A 19,996-nucleotide genomic window follows, 5' to 3' on the forward strand; every position below is an offset into this window, starting at 1 on the left:
ACAATGCGACAGATTATGCGGTTACCCGACGATCGTTCGATTTGTTGCATTAAATGTTCGATTCGGTATAACAATATGTCAAAGTCCAGCTATCGAGGAACGTGAGATTCTAGTAAGCTTACAATCGCCTTCAGTAAGGCTTCTGGCTCTACAGGTTTTGTGATGTGACTCTGAAAACCGACCTGAAGCGCTCGCTGCTGATCAATTTCTGCGGCATAGGCAGTCAGCGCGATCGCTGGAATGGTTCCACCTTGACTTGACGGTTTTAATCGAATTTGCTGGAGCAGCATATAACCATCCATTTCAGCCATCCCGATGTCACTGAGTAGCAAATCGGGAATAAACTGTTCTAACGCTTGTAATGCTTCTATGCCAGACGCAACGGCTTTCACCCTTGCCCCATATTGCTCCAACAGAAAAGTCTGAAACTCACGGGTATCTGGTTCATCGTCCACTAACAAAATCTGACGACCTGCTAAAGGTACTTCTACATCGATTTGATGATGAGTTGACTCAGATGAAATCGATGCGGTCTGCTGGAGGGTTGGCAATTGCACAATGAATGTTGCGCCTTGATTCTCTCCCGCGCTCTCTGCCAGAACGGTACCCCCGTGCATTTCTACAATTTGCCGCACGATCGCAAGTCCCAATCCTAATCCGCCAAACTTGCGAGTGGTCGAGCCGTCTTCTTGCCGAAAATACTCAAACACATGGGGTAGAAAACTGGGTGCAATTCCCTTGCCTGTGTCGATGACTCGAATTTGAGCAAGACGATTAAGTTGCCGCAGTTCAACGATCACCGCTCCATCGTTAGGAGTGAATTTAACGGCATTAGTGAGCAGGTTCCATACCACTTGCTGCAATCGTCCTGCATCTCCAGAAATCGGAGCAATCGAATCATCGAGGGCAAGGGTCATCTGAATGTTTTTCGCTTCTGCTGCTAAACGCACTGTTTCAACCGCCGCAGAAATGACCGAGGTTAAATTCACAGGAGCCGCTGTGAGGGACAGTTTGCCCTGCATAATCCGTGAGATATCGAGTAGGTCTTCGATCAGTTGCGACTGCAATTTGGCATTGCGCTCGATCGTTCTCAAGGCTTCTGTTCTACGGGCTTCGTCGAGTCTGCCGTTTTGCAGCAAGCGTGTCCAGCCTAAGATTGGATTGAGGGGCGATCGCAATTCGTGTGACAGCACCGCTAAAAACTCGTCTTTGATTCGATTGGCGTTCTCGGCTTGCTCACGGGCGGTTTGTTCTTGTTCGAGGAGTTGTAAACGGGCTTGCTCAATTTGCTTTTGGGGTTCGATGTCAGTACAAGTGCCAAACCACTGATAGATTTGACCCTGCTCATCTTTGAGCGGAATCCCTTGACCTAAAAACCAGCGATAACTGCCATCTGCTGCACGAAAGCGATATTCAATTTCGTAGAATTGTCCCCGATTCACGGCTGCCAACCAGCGATCGCGGGTCATTTCCAAATCATCGGGATGAATAATCGAGAGCCAGTTTAAGCCGCGCATCTCCTCGGCACTCAAGCCCGTGTAGTTACAAAACCGCTGATTGACATATACATTTTGTCCTGCTCCATCGGTAATCCAAACAAATTGAGGAATCGCTTCCGCTAAGAGACGGTAACGGGCTTCACTTTCTCGGAGTTCTGCTTCGGCGGATTTGCGATCGCTAATATCGCGAGAAGATCCGATGACAAATTCGACTGTACTATCGGCAGCAAAAACGGGATTGAGAATATATTCAAAATAGCCATCGGTTCCGACTGGATTCGTGTAGGAGGTTTCATCCTTAATGGTTTCGCCCGTCTCAAACACTCGTTGCAGATCGCGCATGATTTGCTGCTCAACGGCGACGGGATAGTTGAGGTCAGCCATTGTTTTACCGATCGCGGCATCGGCGCTCAGCCCCCACAAATCGAGCAACACCTGATTCGCGTAGAGAAATCGCCCGTCTCGATCGAAGCTACACACGAAATCAGTGATCGTCGAGAGCGTGATATCGAACTTTTGCACTTGCCGTTCCAGTTCAGCGCGACTTTCACTTAAAGCGGCTTCAGCTTTGGCGCGTTCGAGTTTTACCCAAATGCGGCTTGCTAATTCCTGCATCAATTCGATTTCGTCTTCGCGCCAATCGTAAGGGATTGTATGAAATACGACGAGCGAAAAGCTCCATTTGCCGTGTCTGATCAATGGAATGTTGATTTCTGAACCGATGTTGAGCGCAGCATAGCGAGACGGATCGACGACACGCGGATCTGTTGCGTAGTTACGAATCACGATCGGCTGTCCCGCTTTTGCCGTTTGCAGAAGTTCGTCGGTGACAAACTCTTGTAGCGCATAAACTCCAACTAAACTGGATCGATCGCTCTGATGCCAATCGTAGTTGATTACTGCTTGATTCAATGGCGCGTTAATTTCGACAAAGGCACAAGCTGAAATTTGCAAATAGCGATTAAGATCTACGCCGATCGTCTGCACAATTGCGTCTACGCCAACGGTTTCAGCCAGATTTTGACTGACGGTGGCAAAAAATTCTCGGTTTCGCTCGGTGCGTTTGCGTTTGGTGATATTAGTAAATAAAACGGCGAATTGGTGGTTTTGTGGCTCCCCGATCGCAAAAGCGTTGAGATCAAACGTGCGATCAAGTGCGATCGAGTGCTGCTCAAATCGAGCGGATTTGCCCGTCCGTACGACGTTCGCATAAATGTCAAAGAAAGCATCTTCGATATCGGGAACGAGTTCGCGTGCGGTTTTGCCTGTTGGATTTTCCAGTCCTGTTAGCTGTTCAAACGCTGCATTCACTTTTAGAATTCGATAATCAACAGGTTCACCGTTTTGATCAAACAGCAGTTCACAGATGCACAACCCTTGATCGATCGACTCAAATAAGGTGCGATATTCTGCTTCGGATTCGCGTCGGGCAGAAGTCGCACGATCGCGCTCAAACACGATGCTGGCGGTATGTGTCCCCAACTCAGCCAGGTCATATTCCCAACTCGTCGGCATCCGCGCTTCGTCAAAGCACAGCATCAGCGAGCCGAGCGGCAAGCCGTCGATGCCGATCACAGGTTTAGAATGACACGCCAGAATGCCGTGAGCGATACATAAGTCGCGCCATTCCTGCGACCAGCGATCGTCGTTGGCAATGTCGGTACAAGTGATCGGTTCACCGCGATAGACCGCTTCTCCACAGGTTCCAATACAGAGATCATTAATCGGGGCACCTTTCAGTCCTTGTCCAAACGAGGGTGGGAGGGCTGACGTGATTAAATTGGAGAAGGTTCGTTGTTGAGCATCGCTGAGTAGAAAGCAGGCTCGACTACGGGGATTGAGCTTAGAAATGGAAGCACAGACGGCTGCAAGACAATCCTCTAGCGACTGTCCTAATGCAATGCGCTCCAACAAGTGCTTTTGTTCAAGCAGTATCTGTTCAGTCAGCGTGCAGTCTGCGACAGTTGGCGACTGAGTTTGATCAACCCACTGGGATGCTTGATTCGCAGTTGTTTTCTCAGTCATGGCTCCCCTCTATTAGATCCGAGATGGCTTGAATCAGTTGATTCGGGTCGATCGGTTTGCTCAGATGTTTCTGAAATCCAGCTTGTAAGGCTTGTTGTCGATCGAACTCTCCGGCGCAAGCAGTCAGGGCAATTGCAGGAATATGCTTGACTGGCTCCAAGTTCCGGACTTGCTGTAACAAACTATAACCGTCTATCCGAGGCATTCCAATATCACTCGCAATGAAATCCGGTATTGCTTGTCCGATCGTTTGTAATGCCTCAATGCCAGAAACAAAACTTGTGACGGACACGCAAGCGTGAGAAGGCATCGCACTTGCTTGATCTAAAACAAAGGCAACAAATTCCCGTGAGCCGTACCGCAAGTTTTATTGATCTGAGTGAAGAGAACGAATGGCTTCAGAACGTTTAACTGTTACGGTCTTCAGGCAAAATAGCGCGAATGCGATCGAGCAAAAGATCAAAATCAACGGGTTTACGAATAAAGTCATCTGCACCGAATTCAAATCCTTCTGCTGGATTAAACTGGTCGTAGCCTGTGATTAACAAAATTGGAATGAAGGGGAGACGATCGTTTTGTCGAATGCGTTGTGTCACCTCAAACCCATTCATTTCTGGCATCATCACGTCTAGCAAAATCAAATCGGGTTGCTGACGCTCAACTTTATCTAATGCCTCTCGACCGCTGCTTGCAATCTGCACGTCGTATCCTTCCTGCTCTAGAACGGTTTGAAGCAGAAAAGAATTATCTTCAATGTCATCAACAACGAGAATGCGATCCGCCACGGAAATTAATGGAGTCGGTGAAGTGTTCACTGTGTAACGCAACTAGGGTTACACTTCAGTATGATCTCCAACCTAGCTTAGTCACCTCTTACCTTAGAGATATCTATCTTAGGAGGACTTGTTTTTAACAACTGTATTTGCATTGAATCGCGGCATTCTCTTGATCTACCGCGTTTGCTCCAGGATGGCTGGAATTGAATGTTACTCAAGGCTTCAACAAAGCATCAAATTCGGCTTGCACCACTTTGTAACATTGGCAAGCACCCGCTTCTAGTCCTGCTCGATTCAATACGGTGATTTTACCCTGACTATGATGAATGAGTTCTTCCTGTTGCAGCAGGCGAAACACATCGGTCACACTAGCGCGGCGCACCCCTAACATTTGCGCCATAAACTCTTGAACCAATGGAAATTGATCTGATTCTGCCCGGTCTTGCGTCATTAATATCCAACGGCAGCATCGCTGTCTAATCGAGTGATGACGATTGCAGGCAACCAGTTGCCCAGATTGCGTCAGCAACGCATAGGTGTAGCGATGCAGCAATGAGTGAAGCAATCTCCCTGGTTTGACTTGTGCTCTGAAGGTTTCTGCTGCCATTCGCAATGCGGTACCTGGAATTTGCACCAATGCTCTAACATTGCTTTTGTTTACGCCGAGAAATACAGGCAAACCAACCATACCTTCATTGCCGATCGTGGCAATTTCAACCGCAGCGCTGTCATCGAGCACAGTAAGCTGCGACACAATACCCTCATTGACGAAATAAATAAACTCGATCGAGTCTTGAGGCTCGTGTAGAACTTGCTTCATTTCTAAGCAAACTGGCTCGAAGTACGGCAGGAATTGATTGTACTCTGACTTTGGTAAAGCAGCGAGTAATCGATTTCTAGCAGGAATATCAGAAGACGAAGACATAAGAGCGGTATCGAATAATTTTGTTGATATCGATGCTGAAGAATGAAAATGCTCTAGTCTCGTGTAGTAGAACTACGGGTACAAGTCTGAATACATTGACGGGGCTGAGGAGATTTCTGGGTCAAATCATTCAGATTCTTTAACTAACCTAACACATTCTAAAAGTCCGTAAATTGTGCAAAAAAAAAACACTCAGTGTTCTGTTCAAGCTTCTAAATCACGAAAATTCTAGTTAGAGAAAATCCGAATTTATCAGGTTGAATTGATGAAAATAGCTAATAGAAAGAGTTACAGCTTGTGGCTACTTCAACCATAGATTATTCCTTAACAAACCGGGGATGAACAACACGGTGATTTTTTTACTTAACTGGCTACCTTGTCAATTTGTTTATCGTACGCTAACGTACGAGTAGGGGCAGATAGTACGCTAACGTACCGTGGTCGCTCATCGTTTTGCGATCGCTAAATCCGTCTTCAGCGAAGGGCAAAGCGAGAAACGCAACTCCGAAGAAACCATACAAAACAGATTAGAAACCGAAACGTTATTTAACCCTTCTACTAAAAAACAATGACACTATCAGAATACAAAACTGATTTAGATTTTTCTTTTGAGCCATCGATTAGCGCCGAAACAGAGCTACGAATCTTAAAGAACTGCTTACACCAATTCCCGATCGCGATCGCCATTACCACAGGTGCAACTCATATTCTTCAATTTGCAAATCCCGCTTTTTTACAAATTGTCGAGTGTTCAGAAGAAATTCTGGGTCAGCCCATTTGGCGAGTCGTTTCTAAACTTGCGGGACAGAGCTTTTATGATCATTGCACCCACGTTTATCAAACGGGTTCACCGTTGAGCGTTAACACTGTAAGCAATCCACACAGCAGTAATTCTGCGTTAACGGATACTTGCTTCCAATTTGTCTTTCAACCTCAGCATGATGTTGAAGGCAACGTCGAAAGCGTGCTAATTTATGCAGCCGATATCACTGAGCAGATTCAAACAAACCACCGCATCGAGCAACTAGAAGGGGTTGCTGGTGAACTCCAAGTTACAAATGAAGAATTGCAAACAACCCAAGAAGAGTTAGAAACGACGATCGAGGAGTTTGATGTCCTGGTTGAAGAACTCAGAACCGCTAACGATGAGCTGAGTCTTCTCAACGAAGAACTGCAAAGCTTGACCGGGGAACTACAACAGGCAAGCGACGAACTCAACCAATCAGAGTTGTCTTTGCAGTCGATTTTGTCTAGCTTACCGAGCGGTGTTGTGATTTTGGATCAAGATTTGCATGTTCAGTCCTGGTCGGCGCAAGCTCAAGAGCTATGGGGACTGTGGGCAACTGAAGTAGAAGGTCAGCATTTTCTCAATTTGGACATCGGCTTACCGATCGAGCAACTGGCAAAACCCATTCGGACGTGTTTATCTGGCGCAGTTCAATCTCAAGACGTTACGCTGGCAGCTACTAACCGTCGGGGTCAATCGATCGAGTGTGAGGTGACTTGCGTTCCTTTGATACATCAGAGAACTGAGATTGTGGGAGCCATTTTACTAATGCAGCAGAAGCTGTTTACTGGTGGAAAGGCTGCGTGAAAGTTGTTTTGATGAGTTGTTTTTAATCGCTTCTAGGGCGTGCTTTAAAACCCCTCACTTCGTTTACTTCCGCCCCGGAATGGAATTCGGGGCTAACAGTGCGAAGTCCGTTGAAACGGACTAAAGAGACTCAAATTGGCTTTTAGTCCCCTTCAGTGGACTTCGTTTGATTAGCCCCGAATTCCATTCCGGGGCGGGTGAGCAACGCAGTGAAAAGGCTTTAAAACACGCCCTAGCACAATTACACTACGGCTTAGTAAAGCGTTTGAGTTTGCGATAAGACTTTTCCTAGAGGGGGAATATTTCAGTTTTGCGGAGTCTGCCTCTACCGAAAGATTACCACTCCAAAGATAAATACTAAGATTCAGGCGCTTATGAGTGTAAGCACAGGGTTTTTTCTAATGGCAAAGCGATCGTTCCAAGCGACAGAAGCAGGAATCAAACAAGCAAAAAGCGCCTTCGATCGCACGGGCTGGACGCAGGAAAGCTTGGCAATGGAAGTAAACCTCAAGACGCGCCAACCCGTTTGGAGATTTTTCACAGGTCGTCCGGTGGAACGTCATATTTTTATCGAATTGTGTTCTATTTTAGGGCTGGATTGGCAAGACATCGCTGAACACTCTGCACCGGGAGGATCAGAACCTAAACAGGCTTACGGAACACTCCCGGAAATTGATGCTCTAGTGCGTCAGGTACGATCGCAACGCCAAGACAAAATTCAAAATCAGTGTGTGGCACGTTGCAGTTATTAAACGTGAGCCGTCCGGTCAAAATTGACGACCTTTACATTGATGTCAACATCCTGGAAGAAATTGCCAGTCAACAATGGTTAGAGATTACTGACTTGCAAAATTTCACCCCAAAAGACTTCGATCGCTTTGGACTCGGTGAGATCTCCCAAATTCAGATCGAAGGAATGAGATCTGTCGAAACCTACTCGAAGCTGCGGGTATTGGGCAAACCTGGAGCAGGTAAAACCACCTTTTTGCAGCATCTCGCAATTCAATGCAACCGGGGTCGATTTGCAGCGAATCGGGTTCCCATTTTTATCACGCTGCGAGATTTTGCCGACGAGTCTAGAACCGCAGACGAGTTCAGTTTAATTCATTACATCCGCGAGGAATTTCTCACCTCTGGCATTTCAGATCCCGTTGCGGTTGAAACATTGTTGCGATCGGGAAAAGTATTGGTGCTGCTCGATGGGTTAGATGAAGTTTGCGCTCAAGACAGTAAGGCAGTGGTGAAGGAAATTCGTAGATTTTCGGAGAACTATCAACAGAATCTATTCGTCGTCACTTGCCGCACAGCCGCGAAAGCACTAAACCTAAATCGCTTCACCGATGTTGAAATTGCTCCGTTTACTCAAGCCCAGATTGATGACTTTGGATACAGGTGGTTTGAGGCATTCACGAAAATCACGCCTCAAGAAGGACGAGAACAAGCAATTCAGTTTATTGAGAAACTCAACTTGCCCGAAAATTTACCGTTCCGCCAACTTGCCACGACTCCCTTATTTCTACATCTCGCCTGCTGGATGTTTCAGCATCAACAACAATTTCCCAGTCAGCGATCGGAATTTTATAAGCAATGTCTAGATGTTTTACTGTCAAAATGGGATGAAACAAAAGGGTTTGAGCGAGAGGAACTGTATCAAGGCTTCTCATTACCCCAAAAACTCAAACTGCTCAGTCAGATTGCGGCGATCACATTCGAGCAGGGCAAGTACTTTTTTGAACAGTACAGCGTTGAGGAACACATTAGCGACTATCTTCGCGATTTGCCGAATGCTTCGATGATCTCAGAGGGAAATCGCAGCACGATTGCTTCGCAGTTCCCCGGAGGGGTAATCGAGCCAGAGGAGCTGCAAATCGAGAGCCAAGGTGTACTCAAAGCGATCGAACTCCAACACGGACTCTTAACCGAACGAGTGCGAGGGATTTTCTCGTTTTCCGATTTAGCTTTTCAAGAATACTTTACAGCACGAAAAGTTGTTGCAAATTACAATTTGCAAGTCACAGAGCAACCCCTCGATCGCTTAGTCAGTCACATGACTGATCCTCGCTGGCGTGAAATCTTTTTGTTAACGGTGACGATGCTACGAAGCGCAGATCCGCTCGTACTGTTGATGAAGCGGCGAATCGATGCACTTGTGGCTGACGATCGAGATTTGCAACAGTTTTTAGGCTGGGCACACCAAAAATCGCTTGCCACTCCTCCCTCGCCCACTGCCATTCGTGCCTTTCACCATGCCCTTGCACACCAGCCGCAACTCGTGCCGCTTCTCGCACTTTCTTCGACGCTCGATCAAGGCGTTTTTCTCGATATGGCATTCGATGATCTGGTGCAAAAGTGTACGATGAGTGCCAAGCGCAACGCTAAAGGAATCAACGCTGACAATGTCACTCATGCTCGTGCCTGTGTCGATGCGCTCGACAATGCTCTCATTCTGGTCATGAATACTAAGTTACATCGATCGCTGCAACAGCTTAAAGATCAACTTCCAGATCTCACAAAGGATCGAAAAGAATTTCAGACCTGGTGGAAAACGAATGCTCTAGATTGGGCAGAACAGATTAGGACAGCCATCTCTGAGCATCGTAACACTCAGCATCAATGGAACTTTAGCCCTGATCAGCAGCAACTGTTGCAACAATACTACGCTGCAAATCAATTGCTGATAGATTGCCTGAATACGGGTTGTGTCGTAACCGCAGCAGTTCGGCAGGAAATTGAAGCAACCTTACTGCTACCTCAGACGGAACTTGAGGACAGAGAATGGCAGTGGGGTTAAATTAGACCCGTTGAACTTCGGTAGCGACTGCATTTTGGGCTTGAGCAGTGGGGATTAGCGTCCAGCCTGCTTGCCTCAGCTTTTGGTAGGTACTCCAGCCTTTAGAACCACCAGGAATGGGATAATCAGGGACTTTATATTGAGGACATGCCGTGTAAGGCAGCCAAGAATCGAAGGAACGTTCTCTTAAATGTAGAATCAATTGACCCTCATGATTTGAGCTAGATAGCCAACACATTTGACCAGACATGGGTAACTCCTCGTTCATTCAACAGTGATTAAAAAAAAGGTTGATCAAATGTCAGCTTTGAGCAACATCAGAGCAAAGATACAACGATGGCTTTAATAGCAGCCAACCGAGTAGGAAAAAGACAGCGATCGAGATTTGCAAAAGGTCTGCGGGCGAAATGGCATGATCAGCAGAGACAGATACAATTCGTTCGATTGTTCCGAACATCCAAAGCGGAAGCCAGAGAATCCAGATACCGTACTTCAAAGAGAGCAAAAATGAGGAGTTCGACAATGGGTTAGAATTCATGGTTGCAATGAAATTTTTCAAAAAAGCAATTGATCTGCATTTTCAGCAGCATTGTACGGGTTGAAGCTATCAAATTTTTACAGCAAGGTCGGTAAGCCTGCGATCGTTCCTGCAACACACGTCCAAACGCAGAAACTTCCAATATCAGCATCATCCAGTGCTGTTCCCATTCGCTCTAGTGATATCAAGAGCGAGATGAGCACCGTTAGGCAAAACAAAGCATATTGCGAAATAGACATCCAAGATACCTCCAGTTTGTTGTACAAAGCGCAAACCAAAGCAACTTGCATATCATGCTGCCCGCAAATCTGACTCAGCCAGAACCACCATTGTTTCTGCACCGATTCTGCCAAACTCAGGCTCTACTCCTAATGCCATCTCAATCGAATAAGTCCAGGTTCCAGCTTCGGGTTTGTAGCTTCGCACAATTCCTTCTCCGCCCACAAACCTCACTCGTTGAGCATTATGAAAACCTGGTACTCTGATCAAAGTTGCAGCCATGAGCTAGACACTCCTAATTCAGTGTGGATACTTTCTGTTTTACTGAAAGCAACCCGACCTGTTTTGTATCTTTTTGAGGAAAGTAACCCATTAAATTCTGCAACTTTTGAGCGTTTTTGATGGAATTGATACAACTGAAACACAATTGAAACAGGCGCTTAAGCGCGATCGCAAATCGACTTGAATCTGTCATCAATTAGCATCAACATAACTAGATTGCGATTAAGCAGGTTGTTCTTCCTCGTCTTCGGCGATCGTTCGTTTTGTCGCAAAGCCGTTGAGAACAATTCCCCGAATCAGGGCTACTTCCTCATCCAAGCGATTCGCATGATCGTTGTATTTTGTGGCTGCATCTAGCAAGCTGTGACCTTCCATGCGCTCTGCCATCTGACGCGAAAACGTGACTTTTTCCTCCATGACTCGAATCGCTGACCAAAGCGCGTTTTCCAGGTTTTGGGTTTGCTCTGCTAGGAAAACATTCGCTGTAAATGAATGCCCGGTGTGACAGCGAAACCGAAGTGGCTCACTGTTACCAATCTGCCAAATACTCCCGTTACATTCAGGACAGGTATAAGTTGTTCGAGTGCCGATCGCTTCGACATTCTTCAGAAATTCCTGGGTATTCATTTTTTGTTCAGCAATATTCGATTCGACTTCGATTTCTTGAGTCACGGGATAGGCTTCCTCTGATTCTGCGGGTTCTTTCGATAAACGGACTAAAAGGTTTGGAATGTCAGCCAACGGCAAGCAGTGATCGACCTTGACAAACTGTAAAGCGCTCTTTGCCATGCTGGGGTATTCTGCTTCTTTCGGGTCTTGGACGATCGCGACTCCGCCCCGTTTCTTAACTGCTTGCAACCCGACCGTACCATCATCGAGATAGCCGGTCAGGACTACCCCTAACACCCTTGGACCATAAGCGCGGGCAGCGGAACGAAAGAGCGTATCGATCGCGGGTCTAAATCGGTTTTCCTGCGGTCCACGGACGACCCGCACATAGCCCTGATTCAGCAGTAAATGATAATCAGGCGGAGCAATATAAATTCGTCCGGATTGAATTGCTTCACCATCTACGGGGTGAGAAGCGGGAAGGGAACCGACATCCGAAAGAATTTTAGGGAGAATACTAGGTTTGTTGGGTTCGAGGTGTTGAACGACTAGTAAGACAGCATCTAGATCAGCAGGCAAAGCGCCAACGATCGCGCCTAGCGCTTTGAGTCCACCCGCTGAAGTTCCAATCACAATAATGTCATGTCCAGGCATGTGTTTCTTTTTACCCTTATAAATAGTTCAATCGAGTCTGCATCTTTGGAATGTTTTAGTGCAATTCAAACAATAAATATACAAATTAGACAGTTACTGAAACATCGTTTCCAATAGCAGAATGCGATACTAGGCTCTAGTCTACAGTCACAGCTATACCGTGTAATGAAACGCTTGCACTGTACTTCTGTTAGCGCAATTTCCTTAACAATTCAACCTTTTAAAATGGAAACGTCATCAACTAATTCAATGCAGTTGAAAACCCAAACAATGAGAGGTCATTATCATCAACAGAATTCTTCAACCAGAAATGAGTCCGTTCTCAGTCAGCAGACTTGTCTCTGTTGCTCAACTGTTTTACTTCGTCATATACGATCGGGAAAACTCTACTGGCGCTGTAGCTACTGCCGTCAGGAAATGCCAGTTTGAAGTTGTACCCAATTGGTCTTTAGGTGCTACAGATGGATTCAGTATTAGGCTTAATACTGGAATGCTTCTTGTAGTTAAATTTTAGAGAGTGTTTGAAAAGTATAAAAAGTCTCTTCGCTCTCGTTTGACTCCCGCCCTGAAATGAATTTCGGGCTAACCGACGAAAGTCTACTGAAGTAGACTGGGAAACAGTTTGAAGTTCTTAGTCCATTTCAATGGACTTGCGCCGATTAGCCCGAAATTTATTTCAGGGCGGGTTGCGGCAACAACGATTACTTTTCAAACATCCTCTTAGACGAATATAGCCGAAAGCCCTCTTCCAATTGCTGGAAAAGGGCTTCGCATTCTTCTAAGTGTAGAAGAGATTTACTTCCTACTTCACTAAATGCAACAGGTCGCGAATGACGCTGTAGCCAGCCAAGTCCCAAAGGAGATATGCGGTGAAACCGATCATCGCAAAACGCCCATTCCAAAGTTCAGCTTGGGGATTCCAACCAAATAAGAAAGCGTTGCGATCGGCTCCATTGTATGCCTTAGCGATCGAAGGTAGTTCAGTTGCTTTGTTAGCTTGCATGATTAACATTCCTTAGTGTTTTGTTATATTTCTATACTATTCGCAAATTCAACAATTGCTGTCCACCTTTAGAGCCAGATCTACTGGGTCAGGTTGGCGATCGCAATCGCGAGTTGAATCGAATCAATCGGTTTTGTCAGGTGAATTTGAAAACCAGATTCGATCGAGAGCGTCCGTTCTCGATCGCTCGCATAAGCCGTCAACGCGATCGCGGGAATCTGTCCACCGACCTCAAGCAATCTGATGCGACGAATCAGGGAATAACCATCCTCTTTTGGCATTCCGATATCCGCTAAAAGCAAGTCGTATCGGTCAGGATTCTCTGTTAAAACCGCGATCGCGTCCTTTGCTGAGGCAGCCATCTCCACTTCAGCCCCAAAGTCTTCTAACAACCATTTGATCAAGTCGCGGCTTCCCGCATCGTCATCGACTGCTAGAATACATAACCCAGCGAGTGAGGGGACTTCAGCGATCGGTAAATCTAGCGGTTCTGCTGTATCGATTGGTTCTAAATCAGTGGATGGTCTCTCTTCTTGAGATGAAGGTTCTGTCTGGGTGGCATTCTCTGTGAAGTGCATCGGCAACTTGACCGTCAGGGCTGCACCTTGATTTTCACCGGGACTTGCCGCCTCAACAGTGCCTCCGTGAAGCTCGATGAGATACCGCACGATCGATAAGCCGAGTCCGAGTCCCTGACTTGTTTTAGTGCTGCTAGAATCGCCTTGACGAAAGCGATCAAAGATATACGGCAGCAAGTCTGCCTTAATGCCTTGTCCCGTATCGCTGACTCGAATCTGCGCTTGACTTGTCCACAAGTTCTAACGTGACTTCCACTCGCCCGCCGGAGGGTGTGAACTTAATTGCATTCGAGAGCAAATTCCAAAGCACTTGCTGTAGGCGATCGACATCGCCCACCACCATCACTGAAGTTAAATGCGAAACGAGTTGAATCGCCCTAGCATCTGCCGATAGCTGAACCGACTCGATCGAACTTCTCACGACCATCGCTAAATCGAGTAGTCGAGTGTTGAGATCCAGCTTTCCACTGATAATCCGCGACACATCCAGCAAATCATTAATCAACTGAGCTTGTGCCTTCGCACTGCGTTCGATGACTTCGATCGCACGAGCGGCGGCAGCTTCCTCTAGGTTGCGGGTGCGGAGAATTTGCGACCATCCCAGCATGATGTTGAGCGGGTTTCGCAGTTCGTGAGACAGGTTTGAGAGAAATTCATCTTTCGCACGATTTGCCAAATCTGATTCTTGACGAGCGGCTTGCTCTTGTTCAAGTAGACGCGATCGCTCAATTTCAAACTGTCTGCGATCGGTAATATCTTCGATCGCCAGCAAAATTCGTTCAGCATCGCCTTCTTGCAGAATTTTCCAACCATTGAGCAACATGGTTCTCTGTCCAATGTGTTCAAATTGATGCTCCACCTCGAAGTTATCAAGCGGAGCATCATCGGCAAAAACGGCTTCCAATCGCGATCGCAGTCCGGGAATGTTCCACTGCCCGTTGCCCAAGTCAAAAATCAGCGATTGTGCCGTTTCGCTCTGTTCAACCTGAAACGTTTCATAGAACGATCGATTCGCAGTGTTGACTCGAAAATCAGAGTCCAGCACAATCAAAGGCACTTGTACCGTTTCCACGATCGCTTCTGCGTAGTTTCGAGCTTCTTCGAGTGTCGTGGCACTCCGTTTTAAGGCATCGATATCAATCATGACGATCACGACACCATCGATCTGATTTTCGCTGGTGCGATACGGGCGAATTCGGAGCGTGTACCAGCGCCCGCCTTGCGTTTGAACTTCTAATTCTTTGACGCTCAGCGTATCTAGAACTTCTAAAATTAGCGGTTCTAAGTCAGGAACGTTGAGATTGACTCGAATATCGCTGAGGGGTCGTCCTGCATCAGCCGGAATGAAATTGAACAAGCGCTGCGCCATCGGAGTAAACCGCCGAATGCGTAAATCATTCGTTAGCATCAAAATCGGAATGTTAATGCTGGCAAGTAGATTGGTTAAATCGTTGTTGACTTGGTGTAATTCCTGATTACGGCTACGAAGTTCTTCGTTCGTGGTGTTGAGTTCTTCGTTCGTGGCTTGAATCTCTTCTTTCGCCGTTTCTAGCTCTTCGTTAGTACTTTGCAACTCCTCGTTGCTCGACAGGATTTCTTCGTTCGCAACTTTGAGATCTTGATTAATATGCTCCTGTTCTGAGATCACTGCTTGCAGATATTCGTGTATCGACATCCGTTCTTGATTGGAGGCAGCAAGTTCCTGTCTCAGTCGAGCATTTTCGCGCTCTAAATCTCCCGGTATGCTCTCCGACTCGATCGAGCGGGTTACAATCGAAGGCGCTTCTTCAAATAGCACTAGAAAGTGACGTTCCTCAGTGGGGGTCTTAAACGGAATCACCTGAAGATTAACGACACTTGATCGCTCCCCCGCTGTCAGGTTTACCCCGTTCTTAGTAACGGGAACATCTTGTCGCTGTGCCTGATAAATTGCGGCGCGTAGCTCAACCTGCAAGCCTTCTCGCGCCATGTTGAACAGATTGAAGCTGGCAGTTCCAGGAACGAGTTTAAGATAGCGATCGATGTCTCCCCGCAGTTGCAAGACCTCGATCTTGTCGTTGACCACTACCCCCACCGGAGCATAGTGAATTAAAAGCAGTTGATCCACCTTTTTCTGTAAGTCAAATCGCTCGCTCGAAGCTGGATTTACAGGCGGACGCTCATTAGGCTTGACGATCGGATAGTTGCTGGTGACAAAGGAAAACACCGGACGATTGGCAGTTAGCTTCTTGGCATGAAGTTTGTATTTTTTATCGACGACCGTAAATAAGTTCGAGTATTTCCCGATGCTTTCGGATGTTCCCAGGAGCAGAAAGCCAGTGGGATTGAGGCTGTAATGAAAGATGGGCATGACCCGTTTTTGCAGTGCCTCTCCGAGATAAATCAGCACATTCCGACAGCTAATCAAATCTAAGTTAGAAAAGGGCGGATCGCTACCCAAGTCTTGCCGCGCAAACACACACAGTTCGCGCACCGCCTTATTGATTTGATAACCCCCTCCTTCCAGCGTATAAAAAAATCTGCGGCGACGCTCCGGGGAAATGTCCACCATCTGATTCTCGGAATAAATGCCCGATCGCGCTTTGTTGATTGCCATCTCGCTAATGTCAGTCGCGAAAATCTGGATCGGCGGTTGAGTGGGTTTGTCTGCCAAAAACTCTAGCAAGCAAATCGCGATCGAGTAGACTTCCTCACCTGTCGAACAGCCTGCTACCCAAACCCGAATCGGAGATTCTGCCGACTTATTTTGCGTAATGGTCGGAAAAACTTGCGCTTGCAGCAGTTCAAAGGCTTCGGGATCGCGGAAAAAGCTCGTGACATGAATCAGAATTTCTTCATACAATGCCTTTACTTCAGCCGGATGCCCTTGTAAATACTCAGCATAATCCTCTAACCGTTCCAGTTTGTAGAGCAGCATCCGGCGTTGGATTCGTCGATCGATCGTGTTGGATTTGTAGCGGCTAAAGTCAACGCCCGTCGTCGATCGTAACAACGCAAAAATCGTGAACAGGGCATCCTCGCTTTCAGGAGATTCCTCAACGATCATCGGCGGCAATGAACGAGCGATAGAAGGACTGCGACTTAGATTCGCTAGTTCCTCCGCAATTTTTTGAGGTGGCAACACAAAATCGACCGCGCCTGTCGCCACAGCCGTATTCGGCATTCCATCAAACTGTGCGCTTCCTTCACACTGAGCAAAGGTAATCCCGCCCGATGCTTTTACCGTCTTCAAGCCCACGGAGCCATCGCCATCCGTACCAGACAACACGATCGCGATCGCTTTGTGTCCGCGATCGGCGGCTAAGGACGCAAAAAAGGCATCACCCGGCATATATTTGCCATAAATCTTTTCGCGGGCTGTGAGTTGCAGCGTTCCGTTGTCCATTGTCATCTTCGTATTGGGCGGAATCACGAAGACTTGATTTGGCTCGATTGTCATGCCGTCTTGCACTTCGTTGACTGGCATTTCCGTCACTTGATCCAAAATTTCGCTCAGCAAGCTTTTGTGATCCGGCGATAAGTGCTGAATCAACACAAACGCCATTCCGGTATCGGTGGGTAAATGGCTCAGTAATTGTTTGAACGCTTCCAATCCACCCGCAGAAGCCGCGATCCCCACGATCGGAAAGGGGGCATTAACTTCAGGCTGCGGCTTTAAATCAGACGCTTCCGTCGAAGATTGAGGTAGCTCTTGCGAATCGGACGGGTCAGAGGTCATAGAATAAATTGTTTAGCTGCAAAGCAGATGTTTTAGATTGAATTTCAATCTGTATAAGATCACAACTTAAGTCTTTATTTCAAACAAGTATCTAAAGAATGAGTCATAAAAAGCAAGAAACAATTTGAGTCTTGTGCGATCGCACCTTGCTAAAATGCTCTCTCCCTGAGTCGCAATTGATTTGAGCGATCGCGCTAAATCAGTTTGAAACAGGATAGCTCGCTGATAGCGCACATCCAATTGAAGTTCTGAAAGGTTCTGCTTCAATTTTGTATGGTGAGATTCAGCCAGGGAGAGTGATCAATGCAGTGACAGACTAACTTTGCTCGATCGCTCAAACCATTGCAGTCTCCACGCTAGGGTGTAGCAGGTGGAGGTGCTTCCGCAGGGGGTGGAGTTTCTGGAGCCGGGGCAGGTTCAGGCGGCGGTGCTTCAACTGGAGGCGCTTCCGGAGCGGGTGCTGGCTCAGGCGGCGGCGCTTCAACTGGAGGTGCTTCAACTGGTGCTGGCTCAGGCACAGGTGATGCAGAAGGTTCAGGGCTAGGTGCTGGTTCGGGCGAGGATGGAGCAGCGGGAGCAGTCGGAGAAGGCTGAATTGTAGGCTGAGTTGTTGCAGATTCCGGTGGTTTTTGCTGTTGGGCTTCGCGCTGAATCCGTTCTTGTTCTAAACGCTCTTGTGCGGCTCGTTCTGCTTCTCGTGCTGCCCGTTCTTGATCTTCTTGGCGACGACGATCGGCATTTCGTCGCTGGAAATCTGAACCTTCTTGCTCAGAAGTGACCTTAATGCGTTGACCTTGAAAACCAGTTTCTGAAGCTTCGTACCTGCGCCGACGGATCGCTTCTTCAGCTTTGCGATCGATATCAGGATTGCCGCTTGATGTTCTCAGTCGCACATTCGTGACATTGCCGTCCTTATCGACATCAAAATCAAACCGCGCTGAACCTTCTGCACCTAGGTATTCATCTAAACCACAGTTATCTTTGCATTTTGGACGGTTGCGACGGGATTGAGCAGGGCGATCAGAGGGTTCAGCACGAGGAGCTTGACGAGTCGCGACAGAAGGCGATGGGCTTGGCTGTGGCTTTCCTTGCTGTCCTGAACCTGTAGAATTTCCAGTTCCGTTACCATTGCCGTTCCCAATCCCGTTGCCCGTTCCCCGATTGCCAATTCCGTTACCCGTTCCATTGCCCGAACCGTTACCTGTTCCATTGCCTGTTCCAGTACTGGTTCCACTCGGTTGATTCGTTTGAGTTCCAGCCTGAGAATTTTGAGCATTGTTCTGCTCTGGCTTTGCATCTGTCTGTGCAGCCGTAGAGGGATTGGGGGAAGGACTCGCGGATGGATTGGGAGAAGGCGTTGGATTGGGAGGGGTGCTAGGCGAGGGTGAGGGACTCGGAGAAGGCGTTGGACTTGGAGAAGGCGTTGGGCTTGGAGAAGGACTCGGAGAGGGGGTTGGAGCTGGAGTTGGGGGAATTTGCTCCGCTACTTCTGGTTCAACGATTGGGGATGGCTCGATCGCAGGTTCAGGAATAGCTTGTGCAACTTCAACATTGTCTGAAGAAGCAGCCGGATTCGGATTAAAAAGTGAGAACTGTTCACTACCGCCGCCGCTACCGCCTGCTTCTTGAGCCGCGTTGGTATTATCTGGCAATGGTTCGTCGGGTTGGTCGTCTGCAATGATTTCGATTTCTTGTTCTGCGATTGCAGTTTCTGTATTCGGTTTCCAGAGAATGACTAGCAAGGGAATCAACAGCAAATGTAACGCGATCGCGCCTGTGAAGCTAAAGGGTAAAAATCGCTTCAGACCTGCCGTTTCTTTCTGACGTTGCTCGACAATCTCTGGGACAAAACTCATGACTTATTGATAACAAATTGCATCAGACGATTTTTCTTATATTAGGCTAATGGCTGCTCTAATATCTGTCAACGGTTACTTAGAAGTGCCTCAAAATATAGAATTGCATAGAAAGAACATTGCTAGTGATTGAATCTGCAACGATTTAGAAAATTATTTGACAATTAATCTCATTAGTTTTACGCTACTGATCAGCTTTTTGTCGCTTCAGTACAAAAGATTCGTGCGTTCAAAGCTTTTGCAAAATGTCTAGGAGCAGGTTGGAGTCGTCAGGATGAATAACGCGATCGGGATTCTTAAAGCGGGCGGGATTGTCATGATTCCCTTGCTGCTGTTTTCAATCACAGCGATTGGATTGATCATTGAGCGATCGCGCTATTGGAGTCGGATCATCAAACGTCAGCCGAAGATGATGCAGCGCGTTTTGATGTTGTACCAGGAAAACGATGTTGCAGAAGCGATCGCAGTTCTGAAGAAAAACATTGATCTGCCTGCGGCTCGGATTTTACTAGCAGCATTGTCGCTCGATCGTCCGACTCCTGAACAGTTCCGATTAGCGATGCAAGCGGAAGCGCAAGCCGAAACACCCGGAATGAAGCGATTTACAAATATCTTCGATGTGATTGTCGGCTTGTCTCCCCTGTTCGGTTTGCTGGGAACAGTGCTTGGATTGATTGTCTCATTCGCCTCGCTCAATCTTGGAAACGTCGGCGGTAGCCAAACAGCAGGAGTCACAGGCGGGATCAGCGAAGCGTTAGTCTCAACTGCCGCAGGTTTGGTCGTTGCGATTTTTAACTTATTCGCGGTCAGCATCTTTCGGGGCTTTTTCACTCGTCAATCTGCGTTAATTCAGGAATACGCTAATCGATTTGAACTAATCTACAGTCGTCGTTACGAAGATCAACATTTGTCTCGGTTTCATTCGTAGT

17 protein-coding genes are annotated in these 19,996 nt (G+C 47.3%); 4 read left to right on the forward strand and 13 right to left on the reverse strand.

Annotated features, from left to right (window positions below):
• Window positions 1-89: 89 nt before the first annotated feature.
• The 4 genes from NIES2104_RS32175 to NIES2104_RS02905 form a co-directional block, all read right to left on the reverse strand.
• A complete protein-coding gene (locus tag NIES2104_RS32175) occupies window positions 90-3,524 on the reverse strand; it encodes a PAS domain S-box protein (RefSeq protein WP_058995576.1) in 3,435 nt (1,144 codons plus the stop codon).
• Window positions 3,517-3,816 carry a response regulator gene (locus tag NIES2104_RS02895; protein ID WP_263970891.1) on the reverse strand — a complete coding sequence of 100 codons (300 nt, stop codon included), beginning with the start codon at window positions 3,814-3,816 and terminating at the stop codon, window positions 3,517-3,519. The genes NIES2104_RS32175 and NIES2104_RS02895 overlap by 8 nt, the downstream gene beginning before the upstream one ends.
• A 115-nt stretch (window positions 3,817-3,931) precedes the next feature.
• A complete protein-coding gene (locus tag NIES2104_RS02900; RefSeq protein ID WP_225895199.1) occupies window positions 3,932-4,351 on the reverse strand; it encodes a PleD family two-component system response regulator in 420 nt (139 codons plus the stop codon).
• A gap of 163 nt (window positions 4,352-4,514) precedes the next feature.
• Window positions 4,515-5,225 (reverse strand): Crp/Fnr family transcriptional regulator, encoded by a 711-nt coding sequence (locus NIES2104_RS02905; protein WP_058995579.1) that lies wholly within the window; start codon window positions 5,223-5,225, stop codon window positions 4,515-4,517.
• 568 nt (window positions 5,226-5,793) lie between these two features.
• On the opposite strand from NIES2104_RS02905, the gene NIES2104_RS02910 reads away from it, so the two are divergent.
• The 3 genes from NIES2104_RS02910 (at window position 5,794) to NIES2104_RS02915 (ending at window position 9,610) form a co-directional block, all read left to right on the forward strand.
• Window positions 5,794-6,819, forward strand: coding sequence for a PAS domain-containing protein (locus NIES2104_RS02910; protein ID WP_058995581.1), 1,026 nt, complete (start codon window positions 5,794-5,796; stop codon window positions 6,817-6,819).
• 374 nt (window positions 6,820-7,193) lie between these two features.
• Entirely contained in the window at window positions 7,194-7,571 is a 378-nt protein-coding gene (locus NIES2104_RS33270; RefSeq protein WP_263970892.1) for a hypothetical protein, read from the forward strand.
• Window positions 7,547-9,610, forward strand: coding sequence for an NACHT domain-containing NTPase (locus tag NIES2104_RS02915; RefSeq protein WP_263970893.1), 2,064 nt, complete (start codon window positions 7,547-7,549; stop codon window positions 9,608-9,610). The genes NIES2104_RS33270 and NIES2104_RS02915 overlap by 25 nt, the downstream gene beginning before the upstream one ends.
• A gap of 1 nt (window position 9,611) precedes the next feature.
• Here the strand turns inward: NIES2104_RS02915 and NIES2104_RS30660 are convergent, their stop codons facing one another.
• The 9 genes from NIES2104_RS30660 to NIES2104_RS02955 all read right to left on the reverse strand — a co-directional run bounded on the left by NIES2104_RS30660 (window position 9,612) and on the right by NIES2104_RS02955 (window position 19,067).
• Window positions 9,612-9,860, reverse strand: a complete 249-nt coding sequence (locus NIES2104_RS30660; RefSeq protein ID WP_072218161.1) for a hypothetical protein — start codon at window positions 9,858-9,860, stop codon at window positions 9,612-9,614.
• A gap of 51 nt (window positions 9,861-9,911) precedes the next feature.
• Window positions 9,912-10,148: a hypothetical protein gene (locus NIES2104_RS02920; protein ID WP_058995582.1), complete on the reverse strand. Its 237-nt coding sequence runs from the start codon at window positions 10,146-10,148 to the stop codon at window positions 9,912-9,914.
• A gap of 77 nt (window positions 10,149-10,225) precedes the next feature.
• Complete coding sequence (locus tag NIES2104_RS32180) at window positions 10,226-10,387, reverse strand: hypothetical protein (RefSeq protein WP_192843550.1); 162 nt, start codon at window positions 10,385-10,387, stop codon at window positions 10,226-10,228.
• A gap of 52 nt (window positions 10,388-10,439) precedes the next feature.
• Entirely contained in the window at window positions 10,440-10,649 is a 210-nt protein-coding gene (locus NIES2104_RS02930; protein ID WP_058995587.1) for a hypothetical protein, read from the reverse strand.
• Window positions 10,650-10,871: 222 nt separating this feature from the next.
• The gene (locus NIES2104_RS02940; RefSeq protein WP_058995592.1) at window positions 10,872-11,912 is read right to left on the reverse strand and encodes a chemotaxis protein CheB; all 1,041 of its coding nucleotides are present in this window, start codon (window positions 11,910-11,912) and stop codon (window positions 10,872-10,874) included.
• A gap of 802 nt (window positions 11,913-12,714) precedes the next feature.
• Window positions 12,715-12,915, reverse strand: coding sequence for a chlorophyll a/b-binding protein (locus tag NIES2104_RS02945; RefSeq protein ID WP_059001534.1), 201 nt, complete (start codon window positions 12,913-12,915; stop codon window positions 12,715-12,717).
• Window positions 12,916-12,995: 80 nt separating this feature from the next.
• Window positions 12,996-13,730, reverse strand: a complete 735-nt coding sequence (locus NIES2104_RS33275; protein ID WP_263970894.1) for a response regulator — start codon at window positions 13,728-13,730, stop codon at window positions 12,996-12,998.
• Window positions 13,678-17,211: a chemotaxis protein CheB gene (locus NIES2104_RS02950; RefSeq protein ID WP_263970895.1), complete on the reverse strand. Its 3,534-nt coding sequence runs from the start codon at window positions 17,209-17,211 to the stop codon at window positions 13,678-13,680. Before NIES2104_RS02950 ends, NIES2104_RS33275 begins: the two co-directional genes overlap by 53 nt.
• A 356-nt stretch (window positions 17,212-17,567) precedes the next feature.
• A complete protein-coding gene (locus NIES2104_RS02955; RefSeq protein WP_058995594.1) occupies window positions 17,568-19,067 on the reverse strand; it encodes an energy transducer TonB in 1,500 nt (499 codons plus the stop codon).
• A 274-nt stretch (window positions 19,068-19,341) separates the two neighbouring features.
• Between NIES2104_RS02955 and NIES2104_RS02960 the strand changes: the two genes are divergently transcribed.
• Window positions 19,342-19,995, forward strand: coding sequence for a MotA/TolQ/ExbB proton channel family protein (locus NIES2104_RS02960; RefSeq protein WP_058995596.1), 654 nt, complete (start codon window positions 19,342-19,344; stop codon window positions 19,993-19,995).
• Window position 19,996 lies beyond the last annotated feature (1 nt).

Source organism: Leptolyngbya sp. NIES-2104 (genome assembly GCF_001485215.1).
Taxonomy (GTDB): Bacteria; Cyanobacteriota; Cyanobacteriia; order Leptolyngbyales; family Leptolyngbyaceae; genus Leptolyngbya.

Coding starts and splice junctions, on each gene's coding strand:
- NIES2104_RS32175 (WP_058995576.1), bottom strand. CDS start 3,524: ATGACTGAGAAAACAACTGCGAATCAAGCATCCCAGTGGGTTGATCAA.
- NIES2104_RS02905 (WP_058995579.1), bottom strand. CDS start 5,225: ATGTCTTCGTCTTCTGATATTCCTGCTAGAAATCGATTACTCGCTGCT.
- NIES2104_RS02910 (WP_058995581.1), top strand. CDS start 5,794: ATGACACTATCAGAATACAAAACTGATTTAGATTTTTCTTTTGAGCCA.
- NIES2104_RS33270 (WP_263970892.1), top strand. CDS start 7,194: ATGAGTGTAAGCACAGGGTTTTTTCTAATGGCAAAGCGATCGTTCCAA.
- NIES2104_RS30660 (WP_072218161.1), bottom strand. CDS start 9,860: ATGTCTGGTCAAATGTGTTGGCTATCTAGCTCAAATCATGAGGGTCAA.
- NIES2104_RS02920 (WP_058995582.1), bottom strand. CDS start 10,148: ATGAATTCTAACCCATTGTCGAACTCCTCATTTTTGCTCTCTTTGAAG.
- NIES2104_RS32180 (WP_192843550.1), bottom strand. CDS start 10,387: ATGTCTATTTCGCAATATGCTTTGTTTTGCCTAACGGTGCTCATCTCG.
- NIES2104_RS02930 (WP_058995587.1), bottom strand. CDS start 10,649: ATGGCTGCAACTTTGATCAGAGTACCAGGTTTTCATAATGCTCAACGA.
- NIES2104_RS02940 (WP_058995592.1), bottom strand. CDS start 11,912: ATGCCTGGACATGACATTATTGTGATTGGAACTTCAGCGGGTGGACTC.
- NIES2104_RS02945 (WP_059001534.1), bottom strand. CDS start 12,915: ATGCAAGCTAACAAAGCAACTGAACTACCTTCGATCGCTAAGGCATAC.
- NIES2104_RS02950 (WP_263970895.1), bottom strand. CDS start 17,211: ATGACCTCTGACCCGTCCGATTCGCAAGAGCTACCTCAATCTTCGACG.
- NIES2104_RS02955 (WP_058995594.1), bottom strand. CDS start 19,067: ATGAGTTTTGTCCCAGAGATTGTCGAGCAACGTCAGAAAGAAACGGCA.
- NIES2104_RS02960 (WP_058995596.1), top strand. CDS start 19,342: ATGAATAACGCGATCGGGATTCTTAAAGCGGGCGGGATTGTCATGATT.